Source organism: Streptomyces sp. NPDC088097, assembly GCF_044741845.1.
In the GTDB taxonomy this organism is placed as follows: Bacteria; Actinomycetota; Actinomycetes; order Streptomycetales; family Streptomycetaceae; genus Streptomyces.
In genome coordinates this window covers 15,019-31,025 of record NZ_JBIUTJ010000025.1, presented here as the reverse complement: position 1 = coordinate 31,025, position 16,007 = coordinate 15,019, and the positions used below count along the sequence as shown (strand labels likewise).

Below are 16,007 nucleotides of genomic sequence, written 5' to 3'. Positions count from 1 at the left end.
ATACGTCCAGTATTCGGGCGTCCCTCCGCCTTGCGATGCACCGCATCCGACGCCGCGCGCTGATCCACCACGGATTACGGGACAGCCCTTAGGCCGCGGCCCGGTTCAGCAGGCCCGCAGGTCGAGCCCGGTGAGCCGCTCCGCCCGGGGTGCCTCCACCGGCGCCGTGCGCGTCGGGAACTCCTGGCGGATCCGCTCCTGTAGGCACACCCTCAACACCTGGTCCGGCAGCAGGTCGCAGCCGCCCACCGCCAGGTCCGCCCGCGCCAGTACCTGTCCGACCAACGCCGCGAACCAGGGCCCGCCACCGCGGTGCTCCGCGTGCGGGAACAGCTCCGCCGCCCGCGCCCGCAGCGCCTGCGCACCCTCGCGCGGACCGCCCGCCACCACGGCGCACACCCCCTTCTCGGCCACGGCCACCAGCACCGGGCCCGACGCGACACGGCCCACCGCCGAGCGGATCACCAGCCCCGCGCCACCCGCCCGGAACTCCTGGGGAGTCATCCCGAGGATGGCCGAGGAGGCCGCGTAGAACTGCCCGTTGGAGGTGAACCCTGCCCGGTAGATGGCATCGGAGACCGTCCGCGACTCCAGCAGCTCCCCGCGCACCCGACGGGCCCGCCCCGCGCTCCAGTAGGCGTACGGGGTCACCCCGGTCAGGGACTTGAACATCCGGTGGAAGTGGAAGCGGCTGTAGCCGGCCGACCGGGCCAGCGCGTCCAGGTTCGGCGGGGCCACCGCCCCGTCCATCAGCAGGCAGGCCCCCGTCACCGGCTCGGCGCAGTACCGGTTCAGTACGGGCTCGTCCGGATGGCAGCGGCGGCACGGCCGGTAGCCCAGCGCGCGCACCTCCTCCAGCGAGGTGTGGAACTCCACGTTCTCCCGCCGGGCGAGCCGCGCCACGCACGAGGGGCGGCTGTAGATCCCCGTCGTCGTCACGACGTAGTAGAAGCTCCCGTTCGCGGCCTCGTCGCGCCGCTGCACCGCACGCCAACGCTCCTCGTCGGTCGCGTACGCCGACAGCGCCCCGACCCCGACGGCAGCGGACACGGGCGAGGTCACCGGAGCCGCCTTCATCGCCGTCGTCGCCGTCATCGTCACCGACGCCTCCCCGAAGCCGACGGACGCGGCGCCCAGCCCCGCTCGTGCAACCGCGCCCGGTCCCGCAGCACCTTCCCGCTGGCCGAACGGGCCAGGGCGGGCACCACGTGGAAACGCCTCGGCGCGGACTTCTCGCCCAGGAACCGCCGGCACCACGCCGACAGGTCCGCCTGACGCAGCTCGGCGGTCCCCGCCACGTGCGCCTCGACCGGATCGGGCCCCAACACCACCACCTCGGTGACGTGCCGGTGGGCCCGCAACACCGCCTCGATGTCCAGCAGGTCGGCGCCCGAAGCCGTCCGACCGGCCCGCCCCCGCAACCGCAACACGCCCGTCGCCGGATCGCGCGCCACCAGGTCGTGGGTGGACAACCAGCCGTCACCGGCACACGGCAGCTCGTCGTACGGGTAGGGGGAACGCGGCACGTGCACCTGCAACACCCCGCCCACCACCCGCGTGCGGACACCCGGAACCGGCACACCGATCGCCCGCGGCCCCAGCTCGCCCGTCAGATCGGTGGCCACCACGCCCGTCTCGGTCGTGCCGTACGCCTGCCCGACCAGGACCCCGTACCGCCGCGCGAAGGCGCCGGCCGTCTCCTCGGGCAGCACGTCCCCGCCCGAGACGGCCAGCCGCAACCCCGACAGCCGCAACCGGGCCGGAGCCTGCGCCAGCACCGCGAAATCGCGGGGACGGCCCAGGACGACCTCCGCGCCCGCCGCCGCCCGCGCCACCGCCGACCGCTCCGCCGACGCCGGGAAGACGACCGTCGCCCCGGCCGCCAAGGCGTGCAACACCCCGCCGATCAGCGCGAACGAGTGCGTCACCGGCTCCAGGACCGCCACCCGCTCACCGGCGCGGGGCATCGTGCCCAGCGAACCCAGGCGCGCCACCTCCGTCAGCAGGGAGGCGGGCGTGCGCCCCGTCGCCTTCGGACGTCCCGTCGTACCGGAGGAGAACTGCACCAGGCAGTGCTCCGTCCGCGCCGCCCGCCCGCCGCGCCGTGGACGCACCAGGACCTCGCACTCCGCCACGAACACGCCCTCGTCGCCGCGCGGCCCGCCCAGCGTCACCACGAACTGCGGATCGCTCAGCTCCAACAACGCCGCCCGCTCCGCGCGCCCCAGGGACGGCTCCAGCAGGATCACCTGCGCCCCGATCGACCACAGGGCGAGCACCGACCACAGGTGCGTGAAACTCGGGCTGCCGTGCAGGGCCACCGTGGCGCCCGGACGGATCCCGTGGCACGTCAGGGTCCGTGCCAACCGCTCCGTACGAACACGGAGCGCCTCGAACGAAACCGCCGTACCCGCGCCGTCCGACCGCGCCCAGATCGCCCGCGGATCACCGGCGCCGAGCAGTCCGGCGCCCCACCAGCCTTCGTCGCTCATCATCTCTCCGGGGCCGACGCGTCCCCGCCGGTCCGGCGCCGCGCACACCCGCGCGACGGCGCCGGACCGGCGCAGGGCTTACTTCTCGACGCAGAACTCGCCGACGGGCCAACCGACGTGACGCTTGTCGGTGGCGACGTGACCGAGGACGTGGTCGCCCTTCTTCAGCTCCGTCACGTTCAGCACCGACGCGCCGGGGCCGAGGACCCGCACGTGCCAGTCGTCCTGCACGATCAGGTTGACCTCGACGCCCTCGGGCGAGGTGGCCTTGATGCTCAGCAGCGGACGGGACTCCAGCTTGATCCGACCCACCACGATCCGACGGGTCCGGCCGTCGGCGCCCACCGCCAGCACCGCGCTGCCGGCCTTCAGCTCGCTCAGGTAGTTGGTCCGGTTGTCCTGCCCGAAGACGTAGCTGTGCAGCGCGCCCGCGTTGATGCGGAACGGACGCGTCGGCATGTAGGGCAGCGGGTGGGTCTCGCTCACGCACAGGATGAACCCGTGCGCGTACGAGCCGATGAGCATGCCCTCGTCCTTCTCGAAGTGCGTGCACGTGTCGATGCACACGCGGTCCCCGAGACCCAGGTGCTCGATCGACTCGATCGTCAGCGTCGTCAGGTTCAGGTCGGGGGTCTTGACGCGCAGCAGCTCCACCAGCTCGAAGACGTCGTTGGCGCTGCGGGGGGCCACCAGCACGCCCTCCGAGCCCTTCTCCAGGACGTCGATGATGACCTTGGCCTCTTCGAGGTCGTCGGCCTGGCAGATCAGCTGGCCCGGCGCGCGGTCCGCCGCCGCGATCACGATCTCCAGCGGGATCTTCGTCGGGTCCTTGAACTGGACGACCGTGTACGGCAGGGCGATCGCGGTCTCGCACGCCAGGGTCAGCGACGGATCGTCGACCACGTTCACCAGCGCGGCCGTGTTCTTGTCACCGGACTGGTGCAGCGCGCGCAGCTCGTGGAGCCGGTTGTCGTCGGCGACCTCCCGCAGCACGATCAGGTCGTCCAGACCCTGGTCCTTCGGCGGCTCGGCACCCACGAGGATGCGCTTGACGGTGGCCGGCAGGGTGGCCAGCGTCTCGGGGTCACTGTCGACGATGCCGTCCACCCGGGCGTGGATGGCCGCGTCGATGACCGCCTCGCGGTGCTCGGCGGGGACGGTACGAAGGTCGATCCAGGCGAATTTCACAGGGCACCTGCCAGTTCGGGATGGGGCACGGACTCGGCGAGCCCGGGGCCGTGGACGATGGCGGCCAGCTTCTGGACCGCCTGCTTGGGGGAAGGGCTGGTGAACACGCGGCGGCCGACGGCGAGACCGGCGCAGCCGGCGTCCAACGCCGCCGCGGCGAACGCCACGAGGCTCTCCTCGGAACCGCCACCACCGGCGACGATGATCGGCAGGGGAGAACTCGCGACCACCTCCGCCATCCGCTCCGGCGGAGTGGCGAGCACCGTCTTGACGATGTCGACACCGAGATCGGCGGCGACGCTCACGACGTGCGCGACGAGGTCGGGACGCGTGGGGTCGTCCACCCTCGGCCCACGGGGATAGATCATGGCCATCAGCGGCATGCCCCAGCGCTCGCAGGCCGCCGCCACGGTCCCGAGGTCGCTCAACTGCGCGGCCTCCGTGTCGGATCCGATGTTGATGTGGACGCTCACGGCATCCGCTCCCAGCCGTACGCAGTCCTCCACGTCACCGACGAGGACCTTCGCGTCGACGTCCGGACCGGCGGCGGTACTGGCACTGAGGTGCACCACCAGACCCGTCCGCGTCAGCAGGCTCGGCGGGATCAGCCGCGCCCTGCCCTTGTGGACGACGACGGCGTCGGCACCTCCCGCCGCGATGTCCGCCACCAGATCCGGGAATCCCGCCGCACTCACGATCGGTCCGTCGGAAACAGAGTGATCGAGCGGGATGAACAGGTAGCGGCCGTCCCCTCTTCGGGACAACCGCGCCAGGCGCAGCGCCTTCCCGGTCAGCGGCATGGTCGTCATGACACACCCCTTCGTTCGCGACAGCTCCGTCTCATGGCGGCACTGTCCCAAGGGCCACTGAAGGATCGGGTCAAACGCCCGCCGGCCCCTGCTCGAAGCCCCGGCCGACACCGCGCCCACCGCCCCGCCCGCGCCCCCGCCCGGCAACCCGGCACGCTCCGGCGGTGTTAGCACCCATGGATCAGAGGCGACGAAGGAGAGTTCTATGCATGCCGGGCCGGACCGAACCGCCGCGACAGCGGCCGACACCGAGGTCGCCATCGTGGGAGGCGGACCCGTCGGAACCCTGCTCGCCCGGGAACTCGCCCTTCTGGGCGTCGACGTGACCGTGCTGGAGCAACTGCCCGAGCCCTCCGGCATCTCCAAGGCCAGTACCCTGCACGCGCGCACCGCCCAGACCCTCGACCGCCGAGGACTGCTCGAAGCCGTCCAACCCGGCCGCCGCAACGCCTCCCGGGCCGTGCACGGACCGGTGCCCTTCCACTTCGGCGCCCTCTTCGACCTCGACCTCTCCCAGGTCGTCGACGAGGGCCCCGTCATCGTCGGCAGCCCCCAGGCCTGGGCCCAGGAGGTCTTCGCCGCCGACGCCGTCCGCCTCGGCGCCCGCCTGCGGCGCGACGCCGAACTCGTCCGCCTCGAAGAGCACCCCGACCACGTACGCCTGCACACCCGCTCGGTCCGCGGCGCGACCTCCACCCTCACCGCCCGCTGGGTCGTCGGCGCCGACGGCGCCCGCAGCGCCGTACGCAAACTCGCCGGCATCCGCTTCCTCGGCGAAGGGCCCACCGTCGCCGCCCTCATGGGCGAGGTGCGCCTCCTGGACCCGGCCTCCGCCCCCGGCGGCTGGCAGCGCACCCCCCACGGCTGGACCCTGCTGTGGACCAACCCGTTCGGGCTCAGCCGCGTCTGCACCTACGACTTCCGCGGCCCCCACCAGGACCGCCACGCGCCCGTCACCATCGAAGAGCTGCGCTCCGAGGTCGAGCGCATCGCCGGGGTACCCGTCCCCATGGACAGCCCCGCCTGGATCTCCCGCTTCAGCGACGCCTCCCTCCAGGCCGAGCTGTACCGCAAGGGCCGCGTCCTGCTCGCCGGAGACGCCGCGCACGTCCACTTCCCGGCCGGCGGCCAAGGCGTCAACCTCGGCCTCCAGGACGCCGTCAACCTCGGCTGGAAACTCGCCGCCGAAATCCACGGCTGGGCGCCCGCCGGCCTGCTCGACACCTACCAGAGCGAACGCCACCCCGTCGCCGCCGCCGTCCTGCACAACGTCCGGGCCCAAGTGGCCCTCATGGACCCCGACCCGCGCACCGACGCCCTGCGCGAGCTGTTCTCCGAGCTCATGCACTTCGACGAGGTCAACACCTACCTCGGCGCCATGATCAGCGGCACCGCCGTCACCTACGACACGGGCGCCCGCCGCAGCGACCCCCTCGCCGGCCGGCTCGTCCCCAGCCTGCCCCTCAAGACCGCCGACGGCCCCACCACCCTCGCCGAACTCCTCCACGCCGGCCGCCCCCTCCTCCTCGACCTCGCCGGCCACGTCGGACTGCGCACCCTCGCCGCCCCCTGGGCCGACCGCGTCGACGTCGTCAGCGCCACCACCGCCGCCGACTCCTGGGGCGCGGCCGCCGTCCTGCTGCGCCCCGACGGCTACGCCGTCTGGTCCGCCCAGGGCGACGACCGCGACGCCGAGGAACTGCGCGCCGCCCTCACCCGCTGGTTCGGGGCGGAAACGAGGTGACCCAGTTCCCGCGCACCTCCCACGTCCCCCCGTCGGGCCCCGCACCCCGCAACCCCGAGAGGATGCCCGGGCCCGCGAGCGCCGGCAGCCGCGGATCGCACAGCGACCCGAAGGCGTACGTCCGCGCCGGATCCCAGTCCGTGCTGTACCGCAGCCGCCGCCCCAGCTGAACGAACCCCACCGGGGCGGCGGCCACCACCCAGGCGTCGGGCGCCTGCGCCGTGAACCGGCGCGCCGCCCGCAGCCAGGAGGCCGCCGTCTCGGGCCAGTCCACCACCGCGACGACCCTCCCCCCGCGCGCCTCCCACACCCCGGCGAACGCCTCCGCCGCCGCCACCGACTCCGCGTCCCGGCTGTGGCCGCACACCACCGAGTCGATGCGCGCGTCCGGCGCCGTCAGCAGCCCCGTCAGGGCCCCCAGCTCCGCCGCCGTGTGCGCGCGCGGCTTCGGCAGCCGCCCGTACGCCTCCTGCTCCGCCGCGCCCACCAGGGGCGACAGCGGCACCCCGAACTCGTCATGACCGCGGTACTCCACCACGTCCCCTTCCCGCCGCCCCGCCTTCCACCGCCGGTACTCGCGCGGCAGGCACACCGCGCACGGCCGGTAGCCGGCCGCGACCGCCGTCCTCTCGTCGGCGAAGAACACCCGCTCGCGGACGTAGCCCCCTCGGGCCAACGCCCGCCGGGCCGAGGGACAGTCCAACCGCCCGTACAACCGCCCCCGCCGGTGCCCGCCCAGCGTCCCCGGAACGGCACTGCGGAAGGCGGCCCCGTCCGGCCCGATCAGCGTGTACACGCGTGTCGGCGCCGCCGTCATGACGCGTCGTGGAAGACCAGGCCCAAGGCGCGGCGCCGGCCGGAGCGCACCGTGCTCACCCCGTGCCGCACCGGACCCGCCGACCAGCCGCGCTTGGTGCGCACCGGACGGTCCCGGGTCGTGAAGACCAGCCCGTGCCCCTGCGCGAGGACGCTCGTCGTCCCCCGGGACTGGGCCCGCGGGCGCTGCTCCACCAGCAGGAACTCCCCGCCCGTGTAGTCGGTGCCGTACGCGTCCAGACCGATCACCACCTGGAGGGGGAAGACCATGTCGCCGAACACGTCGCGGTGCAGGGCGTTCCAGTCGCCCTGCCCGTAGCGCAGCATGATCTGCGCCGACCGGTCCTGACCCGCCGCGTGGCACATCTCCAGCCACTCCTCCAGCGTGTCGGGCCACGGCGCCGGTCGCCCCAACCGGGCGTACCAGTCACGGGCCACCGTCAACAGGTGCGGGTACAGCGCCGCCCGCAACCCGGCGACCACGTCCGGCAGGTCGTGCGTGAAGTAGCGGTACTGGCCCGACCCGAAACGGTGGCGGCCCATGTCGACCGTCGTCCGGAACAACTCCTCGCGCTCGTAGAGCGCGGCGAGCTCGCGGCACTGCTCCGGATCGAGGAGCCGCTGCGTCAACGCGCAGCCGTGCTCGTCCAGTTCTCCGGCCAGCGCGCCCCAGGCGGCGCCGTCGACGCGTTCCCGCGCCGCCGCGACGGCGCGGGCCTCGGTGATGGTGGTGGTGGTCATCCGTCCGTCTCCTCAGAACGCCAGCGCCGAACCTTCGAGCGCCAGCAACCGCTGCTTGCGCTCCAGGCCGCCCGCGTAGCCCGTCAACGAGCCGTTCGCACCGATCACCCGGTGGCAGGGGCGGATGACCAGCAGCGGATTGGCGCCGATCGCGGTGCCCACCGAACGGGCCGCGCTGCGCGGGGCGCCGATCTTGTCCGCGATGCCGCCGTAGGTGAAGGTCGTGCCGTACGGGATGGCGTCCAACGCCTCCCACACCTGCCGCTGCCACGCGGAGCCCGCGTGCACGTACTCCACGCGGAAGTCGGTCAGCGTGCCCGCGAAGTACTCCCCGAGCTGCCGCGCGATCTCCGCGAACGCCTGAGCGTCGCGCTCCCATCCGGGCAGCACCCGCGCGCCGCCCTTCTGGCCCGGCAGCGACAGGGAGGCCAGCGCGGTGCCCCCCGGAGCCGTCGCGGACCGCTCCCCCACCAGCAGGAGCTCACCCAGAGGACTGTCGTAGGTCGTGTACAGGGTCGTCGTCATCATCGTCTTCCTTCCGTGTTCCACCCCTCCACACTGCGCGCCGGCGCCGAGGAAGTCTGGCGGGAATCGGACGTCGCATTCCCGCGAAACACCGGCCGGGTCACGACGCCGCGACGGCCCCCGCCCGCGCCGTCCAGAAGTGCTGCATCGCGTACGAACGCCACGGCCGCCACGCGTCCGCGTCCGCCATCGAGGCACCCTCGGCGCGCATCCCCGCCCGCACCGCCACGTCCCCCGTCAACAACACGTCCGGGTCCGACAACGCCCGCATCCGGATGTAGCCCGCCGTCCACGGCCCGATCCCCGGCAACCGCACCAGGTCCTCCTGCGCCCGCCCCCGGTCCGCGCCCGCGTCCAACACCACCGTGCCGTCGGCCAGCGCCGCGCACAGGCCCCGCAGCGCCCCGCGCCGGGCCTGCGGCATCCCCACCTCCGCCAACTCGGCCCCCGCCAGGTCCTCCGCGCGCGGGAACAGATGGGTCAGGCCCCCGCTGGGCTGCTCCAGACGCTCCCCGTACGCGGCCACCAGCGCGTTGCCCAGCACCCGCCCGGCCGCCACCGACACCGCCTGACCCAACACGGCCCGCACCGCCAACTCGTGCGGGTCACACGTCCCCGGACAGCGCAGCCCCGGCCGCCGGGCCACCAACCGCCCCAACGCGGAGTCAGCCCCGCCCTGGCCCAACCGTTCCGCGACCGCGTACGGATCGGCGTCCAGATCGAACAACCGCCGCACCCGCTGGCTCGCCGTCGTCAGGTCCCGCAGGTCGCTCAGGTGCAGCCGGCACTCCAGCCAGCCCTCCCCCGTCGCCTCCCACACCTCCGCGATGCCACTGCCGAAGGGGAGCCGCAGCGTACGCCGGTACAGCCGCCGCCCCCGCTCCCCGACGACCTCCTCGATCCCCGTGAGCGCACGCCGCTCCAGGTGGTCGAACACCTCCGAGGCCGCGTACGCCCCCCGGTAGGCCAACCGCCGCCCCACGCCCGCCGCCCCGTCGGACACCGCCACCGGCCCCAAGCCCGCCGAGCGCCCCGAACGCCCGGAACGGCCCGGACGAGCCGCCCGCAGCTCGCGCGGAGTGGCGGCGTAGATCCCCCGGATCGTGTCGTTGAACTGCCGCACGCTCGTGAACCCCGCCGCGAACGCGATCTCCGCCGTCTGCATGTCGGTGGTCTGCAACAGGATCCGCGCCGTGTGCGAACGCTGCGCCCGCGCCAGCGCGATCGGTCCCGCCCCCAGCTCCGCGTTGAGCTGACGCTGCACCTGCCGGGTGCTGAAGCCGAGCCGCGAGGCCAGGCCGGCGACACCCTCCCGGTCGACGATCCCGTCGCCGATCAGCTGCATCGCCCGCCCCACGACATCGGCCCGTACGTTCCACTCCGCCGACCCCGGCACCGCGTCCGGCCGACAACGCCGGCACGCCCGGAAGCCGGCCGCCTGCGAACCGGCCGCCGACGCGAAGAACCGCACGTTCTCCCGCTTCGGCGTGGTCGCGGGACAACTGGGCCGACAGTAGATCCCCGTCGTGGTCACGGCGAAGAAGAACTCCCCGTCGAACCGCGCGTCACGCCCCCGCACGGCCGCGTACCAGCCGTCCTCGGTCATCGGTTCAGCGGGCATCGTGGAAGATCACACCCAACACGTTGCGCCGGCCGCTCCCGACCTCGTTGGTCCCGTGCCGCATCGCGTGCCGCCGCACCCCGTGCGCCCCGCGCACCGGCCGCTCCCGCACGGGGAAGACCACACCCTGCCCCAGCGTCGGCCGCACCACCACCGCCCGGGACTGCGCCCGGGGACGCTGCTCCACGAACACGCTCTCCCCACCCGTGAAGTCCGCCCCGGGCTCGTTCAGCATCACCGCGACCTGCAACGGGAACACCAGGTCCCCGTACACGTCCTGGTGCAGCGCCGCCCAGTCCCCCGGCCCGTACCGCAGCAACAGCGGGGTCGGCCGCACCTGACCCCGCCGCGCGCACTCCTCCCGCAGCCCCTCCAACGTCGTGGGGAACGCCGGCTCCCCGAGCAGACCGGCCCACCGGTTCGCGATCCAGGCCAGCCCCGGGTAGAGCCCCTCCCGCAGCCCGCCCACCTCGGGCACCGCCGCCGGATCGGCGAAGTACCGGTACACGCCCCGCCCGTACTGGTGCCGCTCCATCACCACCGTGGAACGGAACATTCCCGGCCGGTCGAAGGTCGCCGCGACCCGCGCGCACTGCTCGGGCGACAGCAGCGGCGGCGTCAGGGCCACCCCCCGCTCGTCGAGCTCCCGGTACACGGCCCCCCAGTCCACGACACCACCGTCGGGCGGCGCCTCCCCGGCCCCGCCGTCGACCTGCTCAAAGAGCACGAGTTCTCTCTCCACCCCACCATGGTCCTCGGCGCCCCCCACCCGGGCCGGCGCTTTTCGGACATCACGCTCGGCTACCCGCGCGGCCGGTGGTAGCGGACCTCGGGCACCAGGACACCGTGGTACTCGTCGACGCGGCCGGCCCCGTCGGCGAGGAACCCGGCCCGCTCGTAGAACCGGCGCGCCCGTGTGTTCCCCTCGACCACCCACAGCCGCAGCGCGGAATGCGGCGTCCGGCGCAGCACCTCGCCCAGGAGCGCCCGCCCGATCCCCGTCCCGACCAGCTCGGGACGCGCGTAGAGGGCGAACAACTCCTCCTCACCCTGCGGCAGTTCCCCGCCGCGCGGCGGCCCGTAGGCGGCCCACCCCACCACGTCACCACCGGCGTCCTCGGCGACCAGATTGGCGATCCCGGAAGAGCCATCGGCGAAGTACCCGCGCCGCCGCGCGGCGTCCTCGCCGACATCGAGCCCATCCAGGTACGACGACGGCACCAACCCGACGTACGCCCACTGCCACCCCCGCACCCGCACCTCGGACACGGCCCCGACATCCCCTTCGACCATGTCCCGCACACCCCAACGAAGATCGTCCATCCGTCGAGTCTGCCGGCAGCCTCAGCCCCCGGACAGGTTCAGGCGGTAGTGGTCGCTCGGACTCGTGCGCATGGACTTCGCCACCTCGGCCACCCGCTCCGCCTGCCCGACGGACAACCGCCGCGCCTCCCACAACAGCTCCGCCGCGTCCACCGCCTCCGGCGCCACCGACGGCGGCGCCTCGGCCGGCTCGACACCCACCAGCGCGCCGAGCTCGACGGCGTCGATGCCCAACAGCGCGGCGCAGTCCCTCACCAGCCGGGGCGTCAGCTCGGAGCGCCCCGCGCCCACCATCCCGTAGGTCGCCGCCGACAGATAACTGGGCGTCAGCACGGCCAGCAGGTGTGCCATGTCGTGCCAGTCCAGATTGCGGTACTGGAGCATGCCGATGATCCAGGCCCCCGGCCCCTCACCCACCCGCTCCACCCACTTCGGGACGAACGCGCAGGTCCGCTCTTCCAGCGGCAACGACCTTGTGAATTGCAGCAGTTCACGTCGCTCCTCCGCGGCGAGGTGCAACCCGTCCATCACGATCTGCCGCACCGTCCGGCCCGCCTCCCGGTCCACCGGCGCCAGATCCTCGGGCACCCCCACCCCCGCGAAGAGGAACAGGTCGACCGCCCGGAACCCGAGCACGGGCGCGATCCCCCGCAGCAACCCCTCCCCGGGCGTCTCCCCCGCGAGCACCGCCCGCACCTCGTCCGCACCCACCCCGGCGTGCTCGGCCAGCACCCCCACACCAAGTCCCCGGCGCTCCGACAACCACGCCACACCCGCCCCGAACCGCATCAGCTCTGCCATCGGGTCAGCCTAGAGATCACGTCCCCGTGCCCGCTCCGCGATACGGCCGTCCGTCACTCGCCCGTGTCGCTGCCGAACCGGTCCTGACACCGCTGCTGTTCCTGCTGCGTCCGGGCGTCGCCCAGGCAGGAGCGCAGTTCCTTGCCCTCGTCGGAGTTGAGGATGGAGACACCGACGGCGACGAGGACCCCCGCGAGCACGACGGTGACGCAGCCGAGGACCAGGCCCGCGACGGCCCTCCCCCGCCCGTCGTTCCCGGCGGCCCTCGCCCTGCGGATCCCCGCGATGCCCAGCCCGATCGCGACGACGGCCAGCGGAATCCCCACGAACCACAACCACAGCAACAACAGCGAGGCGACCCCGGCGACCAGAGCCGCAGTGGCCATCCCGTTCCGTCCCGTGCCGGGATGGACGCCGTCCTCGACGTCAGGCGAGCGATACGCGTCGGACATCACAACCCCCAACTGATCTTCTTCACCAAGGAGTCAGCGTCTTCCTCGCATCGAGGCCCTTAAACGGGCCACCCCGCCCCCCGGACCGCTCCACACCACACCCGTCTACGGGACAGCCCTTAGGCTCCGGCCATGACGACAGACCAGTGGTACGTCCTCATCGAAGAGGACACCCGGACGACTCGCAGTGCCGACGGCGTCAAGCTGAAACTCCACCGCTGGACGTTGGCCGCCACTCACTTCGTCAACGGCACCGAGGCGGAGGCCCTCGCCCTCGCCCAGGACGCCGCCCTACACCACCTGCCGGCCGTCCTGGCCCGCCACGCCCTCCCCGGCGACACCCCCGCCCGCCAGGCCTACCTCACCCGGGACGGCTCCTGGCTGGTCCACCTCGCCCAGCGGCACCGCGAGTGCCACATCCGCGTGACCGCGGCCCGCCTCGTCCACAGCCAAGAGGAGGTCCAGGCCCCACCGAAAACCCTCAAGGAAAAACTCCGCCAGGCCTTCGACGCCCCCGACCCCACACCGACCCCATGGACCCCCAAGCCGTAGGAGGCTGTCGCAACCCGAACGTCAGGGCCCCGTTCCGAGGGCGAGGTGCTTACGGCGTAAGCACCCCCAGCCGGGTGAACTCACCATGCGATCCGTGAAAATCGCACGGATCGTGCACTCAATCAGTCACCCCGTCGACCAGCGGCAGCATGCTACCGCCATGTCATCCACGCCTCTCGGAGGTGAGCGGGAGAAGCTGGTCTCCACGCTGCCCACCGCACTCCGCCGCGCTCTCGACGTCAGAGCCGCGCAGCTTCGGACGAACCCCCAGGACGCGGTCGCCGCCGGCATCCGGATGTGGCGGGCCACCACCGAAGACCTCCCCGTCCTCGACACGGCAAGTGCGGAGTCCTTCGACGCCTGTCTTCCCGAGGGCCTCCACGACGCGTTCACACGGGACTGCCAGGACCGCGGCGTCTCCTCCGTCCAAGGCCTGGCGCAGGCCGTCGACCTCTGGCTGAACGCCGACCGGGCTCCTGCCCCGCCACCGATCGTCCGCCGCATCGTCGTGTGCAACCAAAAGGGCGGAGTGGGCAAGACCGCCATCGCCGGCGGCGTCGCCCAGGCACTGGCGGAAACCCCGTCGGCGTACGGGCGGGCGGAGGACGGGGCCGCGGGCGGGCAGCGCGTGCTCGTCATCGACTTCGACCCGCAGGGCCACCTGTCCCACCAGCTCGGGCTGAAGGCCGTCCCCGCCGGCCAGGAAAGCCTCATCACGCACATGCTGGAACGTGACAAGGTCCAACAGGACCTCATCGACCTCACCGTGCCCGTGGAGGGCGAACGCTTCGGCGGTCGACTGCGGATCCTGCCCGCCGCCTTCGACGCCTTCCTCCTCGACTCCGCACTCACCGTCTTCCGAGGCCGGCGGTACGCCGCGCTCGAACGCGCGCTCCAGGGCATCGAGGAACACTTCGACGTCATCTTGATCGACTCGCCGCCCAGCCTCGGCCTCGCCATGGACACCGCCCTGTACTACGCGCGCGTCCGCCCCGACGAGAAGCCCGGCCGCTCGGGTCTCCTCGTCCCCGTCGAGGCCGAGGACACCTCGGCGCAGGCCTACGGCATGCTCATCCAGCAGATCGACGCCGTCACCCGTGACTTCGAGATCGAGATCGAGCAGCTGGGGCTGGTCGTCAACAAGTTCGACAGCCGGCGCGGCTTCATCGCCACCTCCTCCCGGGACAAATGGCAGGCCATGGGAACGCCCCCGGTACTGGCCGTCGTACCTGATCTCAAGGAACAGAGGGAGGCCGTCCGCCTGCAGACGGCCCTTTTGAGCTACGCCCCCGAGTGCGAGCAGTCGCACCGGATGCGTGCCATCGCCCGAGAATTGAGGACCTCGTGAAGAAGGCGGACAGGCTGGGTGGATCAGCGACCTTCGACGCGGTGACCCGGCCCATGAGCAGTCGCGCGGCCGCGTTCGCCCGCTTCAACGGACAGGAGTCCACGGGCGGTGACGACGCGGGCGCAGCGCCTGCGACAGGACTGCGGCTGGCGGTGGGAAGCATCGCCCACAACCCGTACAACCCCCGCGAGGAACTCCAGGACATCGAGGACCTCGCCGACAGCCTGGCCGCCCGCGGGCTGATCCAACCCGTGGCGGTCGTCACGCGCGAGGCTTTCCTCACCGCCCATCCCGGTCACGAACAGAGCATCGGGGGAGCCGACTTCGTGGTCGTCGACGGAAACCGTCGCCTGGCCGCCGCGACCATGGCGGGCCTCGACGACATCCCGGCACACCTCGACGACTCCCTGGCACACGACGCCGACGCGCTCCTGGAGACCGCGCTGGTGGCCGCCGTGCACAACAAGGAGCTGGAGCCGATCGCCCAGGCGCGCGTCCTGGAGAAACTGGTCACCAAGTACGGCTCCCAGCGTCAGGTCGCCAAGGCGCTGCACAAATCCTCCGGATGGGTCACCCAGCGCCTCGCCCTGCTCGGGCTCACTCCCGAACTGCAGCAGGCCGTCGAGGACAAGTCCCTGCCCGTGGAGGTGGCCCGGCAGGTGGGCCGGCTGCCCCAACGGCAACAGCACGACGCCGCACAGGAGGCCCTGTCCGCACGCGGGGCCACCAAGAGACGCCGTACCACCGGCGGGCCGCCCCCCGAGGGTGCTTACGCCGTAAGCACCTGGTCCGCCGCCAGGCCGACGACCGACACGACCCCCACCCCCGACGGGGCCGGGCGGACTGCTCCCGCCGGCTTGCGGCAGGAGCTGAGCCGCGTCCCCTCGATGCCCTGGCACGACGGCAACGCCGTCATGGACCTGGCCCTCGCGGAGCTGAGCCCAAACGAGAGGACCCGCTTCCTCCACCGCTACATCGAACGCAGCGCCGGCACCCAAGCCCTCCTGGCCGACCTCTCCCGCGGCGTCCCCGCGAAAGAGCGCCGGCAACTGTCCGAAACCCTCACCCAACTCGCCCACGCACTCGGCGCCCGATAGGGGACACCGCGCCCCACAGCGCGTCAGTTGCCCATGTCACTGCTGAAGCGGTCCTGGCAGCTCTGCCGCTCCTGCTGGGTCTGGGCCTTGCCGATGCAGGAGCGGAGGTCCTTCCCCTCGTCGGAGTTGAGGATCGAAACACCGACGCCGACAAGGACGGCCGCCAACACGATGCCGACGGAGCCGAGGATCAGCCCCGTGATGGCCTTCCCGCGGCCGTTGTTACCCACGACCCGCGCCTTGCGCAGGCCGGCGATCCCCAAGCCGATGGCCGCGAGAGCCAGCGGGATCCCGACGAACCACAGCCACAGCAACAGGAGCGACGCGATCCCTGTGACGAGGGCCGCTGTGGCCAGTCCGTTGCGTCCGGTGCCAGGACGAACGTGGGTGTCGTGGACGTCGGGAGAGCGATAGGCGTCGGACATCAGGGCCCCTTTCCGAGGCAGTTTTCCCAAACTGCGTTGTCCTTGACAGGAATTGGCGTCTTCCTCGTCCAGC

At 72.6% G+C, this 16,007-nt stretch carries 17 protein-coding genes; 4 read left to right on the top strand and 13 right to left on the bottom strand.

Annotation, left to right across the window (positions count from 1 at the left end):
* Positions 1 to 105: 105 nt before the first annotated feature.
* The 4 genes from ACIOD1_RS34485 to ACIOD1_RS34470 all read right to left on the bottom strand — a co-directional run bounded on the left by ACIOD1_RS34485 (position 106) and on the right by ACIOD1_RS34470 (position 4,480).
* Positions 106 to 1,095 (bottom strand): Ada metal-binding domain-containing protein, encoded by a 990-nt coding sequence (locus ACIOD1_RS34485; RefSeq protein WP_365629400.1) that lies wholly within the window; start codon positions 1,093 to 1,095, stop codon positions 106 to 108.
* A gap of 2 nt (positions 1,096 to 1,097) precedes the next feature.
* Entirely contained in the window at positions 1,098 to 2,492 is a 1,395-nt protein-coding gene (locus tag ACIOD1_RS34480) for a class I adenylate-forming enzyme family protein (RefSeq protein WP_365629343.1), read from the bottom strand.
* Positions 2,493 to 2,570: 78 nt separating this feature from the next.
* Complete coding sequence (locus ACIOD1_RS34475; protein ID WP_401907083.1) at positions 2,571 to 3,680, bottom strand: 3-dehydroquinate synthase II family protein; 1,110 nt, start codon at positions 3,678 to 3,680, stop codon at positions 2,571 to 2,573.
* On the bottom strand, positions 3,677 to 4,480 hold the full coding sequence (locus tag ACIOD1_RS34470; RefSeq protein WP_365629397.1) for a 2-amino-3,7-dideoxy-D-threo-hept-6-ulosonate synthase: 804 nt from the start codon (positions 4,478 to 4,480) through the stop codon (positions 3,677 to 3,679). The genes ACIOD1_RS34475 and ACIOD1_RS34470 overlap by 4 nt, the downstream gene beginning before the upstream one ends.
* 214 nt (positions 4,481 to 4,694) lie before the next feature.
* Here ACIOD1_RS34470 and ACIOD1_RS34465 point away from each other — a divergent pair, with 214 nt between their 5' ends.
* Positions 4,695 to 6,233, top strand: a complete 1,539-nt coding sequence (locus ACIOD1_RS34465; protein WP_401907081.1) for an FAD-dependent oxidoreductase — start codon at positions 4,695 to 4,697, stop codon at positions 6,231 to 6,233.
* Here ACIOD1_RS34465 and ACIOD1_RS34460 read toward each other — a convergent pair.
* From ACIOD1_RS34460 to ACIOD1_RS34425, 8 genes are all read right to left on the bottom strand, one after another.
* The gene (locus ACIOD1_RS34460) at positions 6,202 to 7,029 is read right to left on the bottom strand and encodes a hypothetical protein (RefSeq protein WP_365629335.1); all 828 of its coding nucleotides are present in this window, start codon (positions 7,027 to 7,029) and stop codon (positions 6,202 to 6,204) included. The genes ACIOD1_RS34465 and ACIOD1_RS34460 overlap by 32 nt on opposite strands.
* A gap of 17 nt (positions 7,030 to 7,046) precedes the next feature.
* Positions 7,047 to 7,790 (bottom strand): 2OG-Fe(II) oxygenase, encoded by a 744-nt coding sequence (locus tag ACIOD1_RS34455; protein ID WP_401907079.1) that lies wholly within the window; start codon positions 7,788 to 7,790, stop codon positions 7,047 to 7,049.
* A 12-nt stretch (positions 7,791 to 7,802) separates the two neighbouring features.
* The gene (locus ACIOD1_RS34450; RefSeq protein WP_401907077.1) at positions 7,803 to 8,318 is read right to left on the bottom strand and encodes a methylated-DNA--[protein]-cysteine S-methyltransferase; all 516 of its coding nucleotides are present in this window, start codon (positions 8,316 to 8,318) and stop codon (positions 7,803 to 7,805) included.
* 97 nt (positions 8,319 to 8,415) lie between these two features.
* Positions 8,416 to 9,921 (bottom strand): AlkA N-terminal domain-containing protein, encoded by a 1,506-nt coding sequence (locus tag ACIOD1_RS34445; RefSeq protein WP_365629394.1) that lies wholly within the window; start codon positions 9,919 to 9,921, stop codon positions 8,416 to 8,418.
* Positions 9,922 to 9,925: 4 nt separating this feature from the next.
* Positions 9,926 to 10,663 carry a 2OG-Fe(II) oxygenase gene (locus ACIOD1_RS34440; protein WP_401907075.1) on the bottom strand — a complete coding sequence of 246 codons (738 nt, stop codon included), beginning with the start codon at positions 10,661 to 10,663 and terminating at the stop codon, positions 9,926 to 9,928.
* 74 nt (positions 10,664 to 10,737) lie between these two features.
* Positions 10,738 to 11,259 carry a GNAT family N-acetyltransferase gene (locus ACIOD1_RS34435; protein ID WP_401907073.1) on the bottom strand — a complete coding sequence of 174 codons (522 nt, stop codon included), beginning with the start codon at positions 11,257 to 11,259 and terminating at the stop codon, positions 10,738 to 10,740.
* A 21-nt stretch (positions 11,260 to 11,280) separates the two neighbouring features.
* Positions 11,281 to 12,060, bottom strand: a complete 780-nt coding sequence (locus ACIOD1_RS34430) for a hypothetical protein (RefSeq protein WP_365629320.1) — start codon at positions 12,058 to 12,060, stop codon at positions 11,281 to 11,283.
* A 53-nt stretch (positions 12,061 to 12,113) separates the two neighbouring features.
* Positions 12,114 to 12,446, bottom strand: a complete 333-nt coding sequence (locus tag ACIOD1_RS34425; protein ID WP_365629317.1) for a DUF4190 domain-containing protein — start codon at positions 12,444 to 12,446, stop codon at positions 12,114 to 12,116.
* Between the two features lie 198 nt (positions 12,447 to 12,644).
* On the opposite strand from ACIOD1_RS34425, the gene ACIOD1_RS34420 reads away from it, so the two are divergent.
* The 3 genes from ACIOD1_RS34420 to ACIOD1_RS34410 all read left to right on the top strand — a co-directional run bounded on the left by ACIOD1_RS34420 (position 12,645) and on the right by ACIOD1_RS34410 (position 15,509).
* Entirely contained in the window at positions 12,645 to 13,064 is a 420-nt protein-coding gene (locus ACIOD1_RS34420; RefSeq protein ID WP_365629314.1) for a hypothetical protein, read from the top strand.
* A gap of 160 nt (positions 13,065 to 13,224) precedes the next feature.
* Positions 13,225 to 14,412: a ParA family protein gene (locus ACIOD1_RS34415; RefSeq protein WP_401907070.1), complete on the top strand. Its 1,188-nt coding sequence runs from the start codon at positions 13,225 to 13,227 to the stop codon at positions 14,410 to 14,412.
* Positions 14,413 to 14,465: 53 nt separating this feature from the next.
* Positions 14,466 to 15,509, top strand: a complete 1,044-nt coding sequence (locus tag ACIOD1_RS34410) for a ParB/RepB/Spo0J family partition protein (protein ID WP_401907068.1) — start codon at positions 14,466 to 14,468, stop codon at positions 15,507 to 15,509.
* A gap of 23 nt (positions 15,510 to 15,532) precedes the next feature.
* On the opposite strand, the gene ACIOD1_RS34405 is transcribed toward ACIOD1_RS34410, so the two are convergent.
* Positions 15,533 to 15,934: a DUF4190 domain-containing protein gene (locus ACIOD1_RS34405; protein ID WP_365629305.1), complete on the bottom strand. Its 402-nt coding sequence runs from the start codon at positions 15,932 to 15,934 to the stop codon at positions 15,533 to 15,535.
* Positions 15,935 to 16,007: the final 73 nt, after the last annotated feature.

Excerpts from the sequence above, each read along its gene's own strand:
- ACIOD1_RS34420 (WP_365629314.1), top strand. The coding sequence starts at position 12,645 with ATGACGACAGACCAGTGGTACGTCCTCATCGAAGAGGACACCCGGACG.
- ACIOD1_RS34425 (WP_365629317.1), bottom strand. The coding sequence starts at position 12,446 with ATGGCCACTGCGGCTCTGGTCGCCGGGGTCGCCTCGCTGTTGTTGCTG.
- ACIOD1_RS34415 (WP_401907070.1), top strand. The coding sequence starts at position 13,225 with ATGTCATCCACGCCTCTCGGAGGTGAGCGGGAGAAGCTGGTCTCCACG.
- ACIOD1_RS34405 (WP_365629305.1), bottom strand. The coding sequence starts at position 15,934 with ATGTCCGACGCCTATCGCTCTCCCGACGTCCACGACACCCACGTTCGT.
- ACIOD1_RS34450 (WP_401907077.1), bottom strand. The coding sequence starts at position 8,318 with ATGATGACGACGACCCTGTACACGACCTACGACAGTCCTCTGGGTGAG.
- ACIOD1_RS34445 (WP_365629394.1), bottom strand. The coding sequence starts at position 9,921 with ATGACCGAGGACGGCTGGTACGCGGCCGTGCGGGGGCGTGACGCGCGG.
- ACIOD1_RS34430 (WP_365629320.1), bottom strand. The coding sequence starts at position 12,060 with ATGGCAGAGCTGATGCGGTTCGGGGCGGGTGTGGCGTGGTTGTCGGAG.
- ACIOD1_RS34480 (WP_365629343.1), bottom strand. The coding sequence starts at position 2,492 with ATGAGCGACGAAGGCTGGTGGGGCGCCGGACTGCTCGGCGCCGGTGAT.
- ACIOD1_RS34470 (WP_365629397.1), bottom strand. The coding sequence starts at position 4,480 with ATGCCGCTGACCGGGAAGGCGCTGCGCCTGGCGCGGTTGTCCCGAAGA.
- ACIOD1_RS34485 (WP_365629400.1), bottom strand. The coding sequence starts at position 1,095 with ATGACGGCGACGACGGCGATGAAGGCGGCTCCGGTGACCTCGCCCGTG.
- ACIOD1_RS34465 (WP_401907081.1), top strand. The coding sequence starts at position 4,695 with ATGCATGCCGGGCCGGACCGAACCGCCGCGACAGCGGCCGACACCGAG.
- ACIOD1_RS34435 (WP_401907073.1), bottom strand. The coding sequence starts at position 11,259 with ATGGACGATCTTCGTTGGGGTGTGCGGGACATGGTCGAAGGGGATGTC.
- ACIOD1_RS34410 (WP_401907068.1), top strand. The coding sequence starts at position 14,466 with ATGAGCAGTCGCGCGGCCGCGTTCGCCCGCTTCAACGGACAGGAGTCC.
- ACIOD1_RS34455 (WP_401907079.1), bottom strand. The coding sequence starts at position 7,790 with ATGACCACCACCACCATCACCGAGGCCCGCGCCGTCGCGGCGGCGCGG.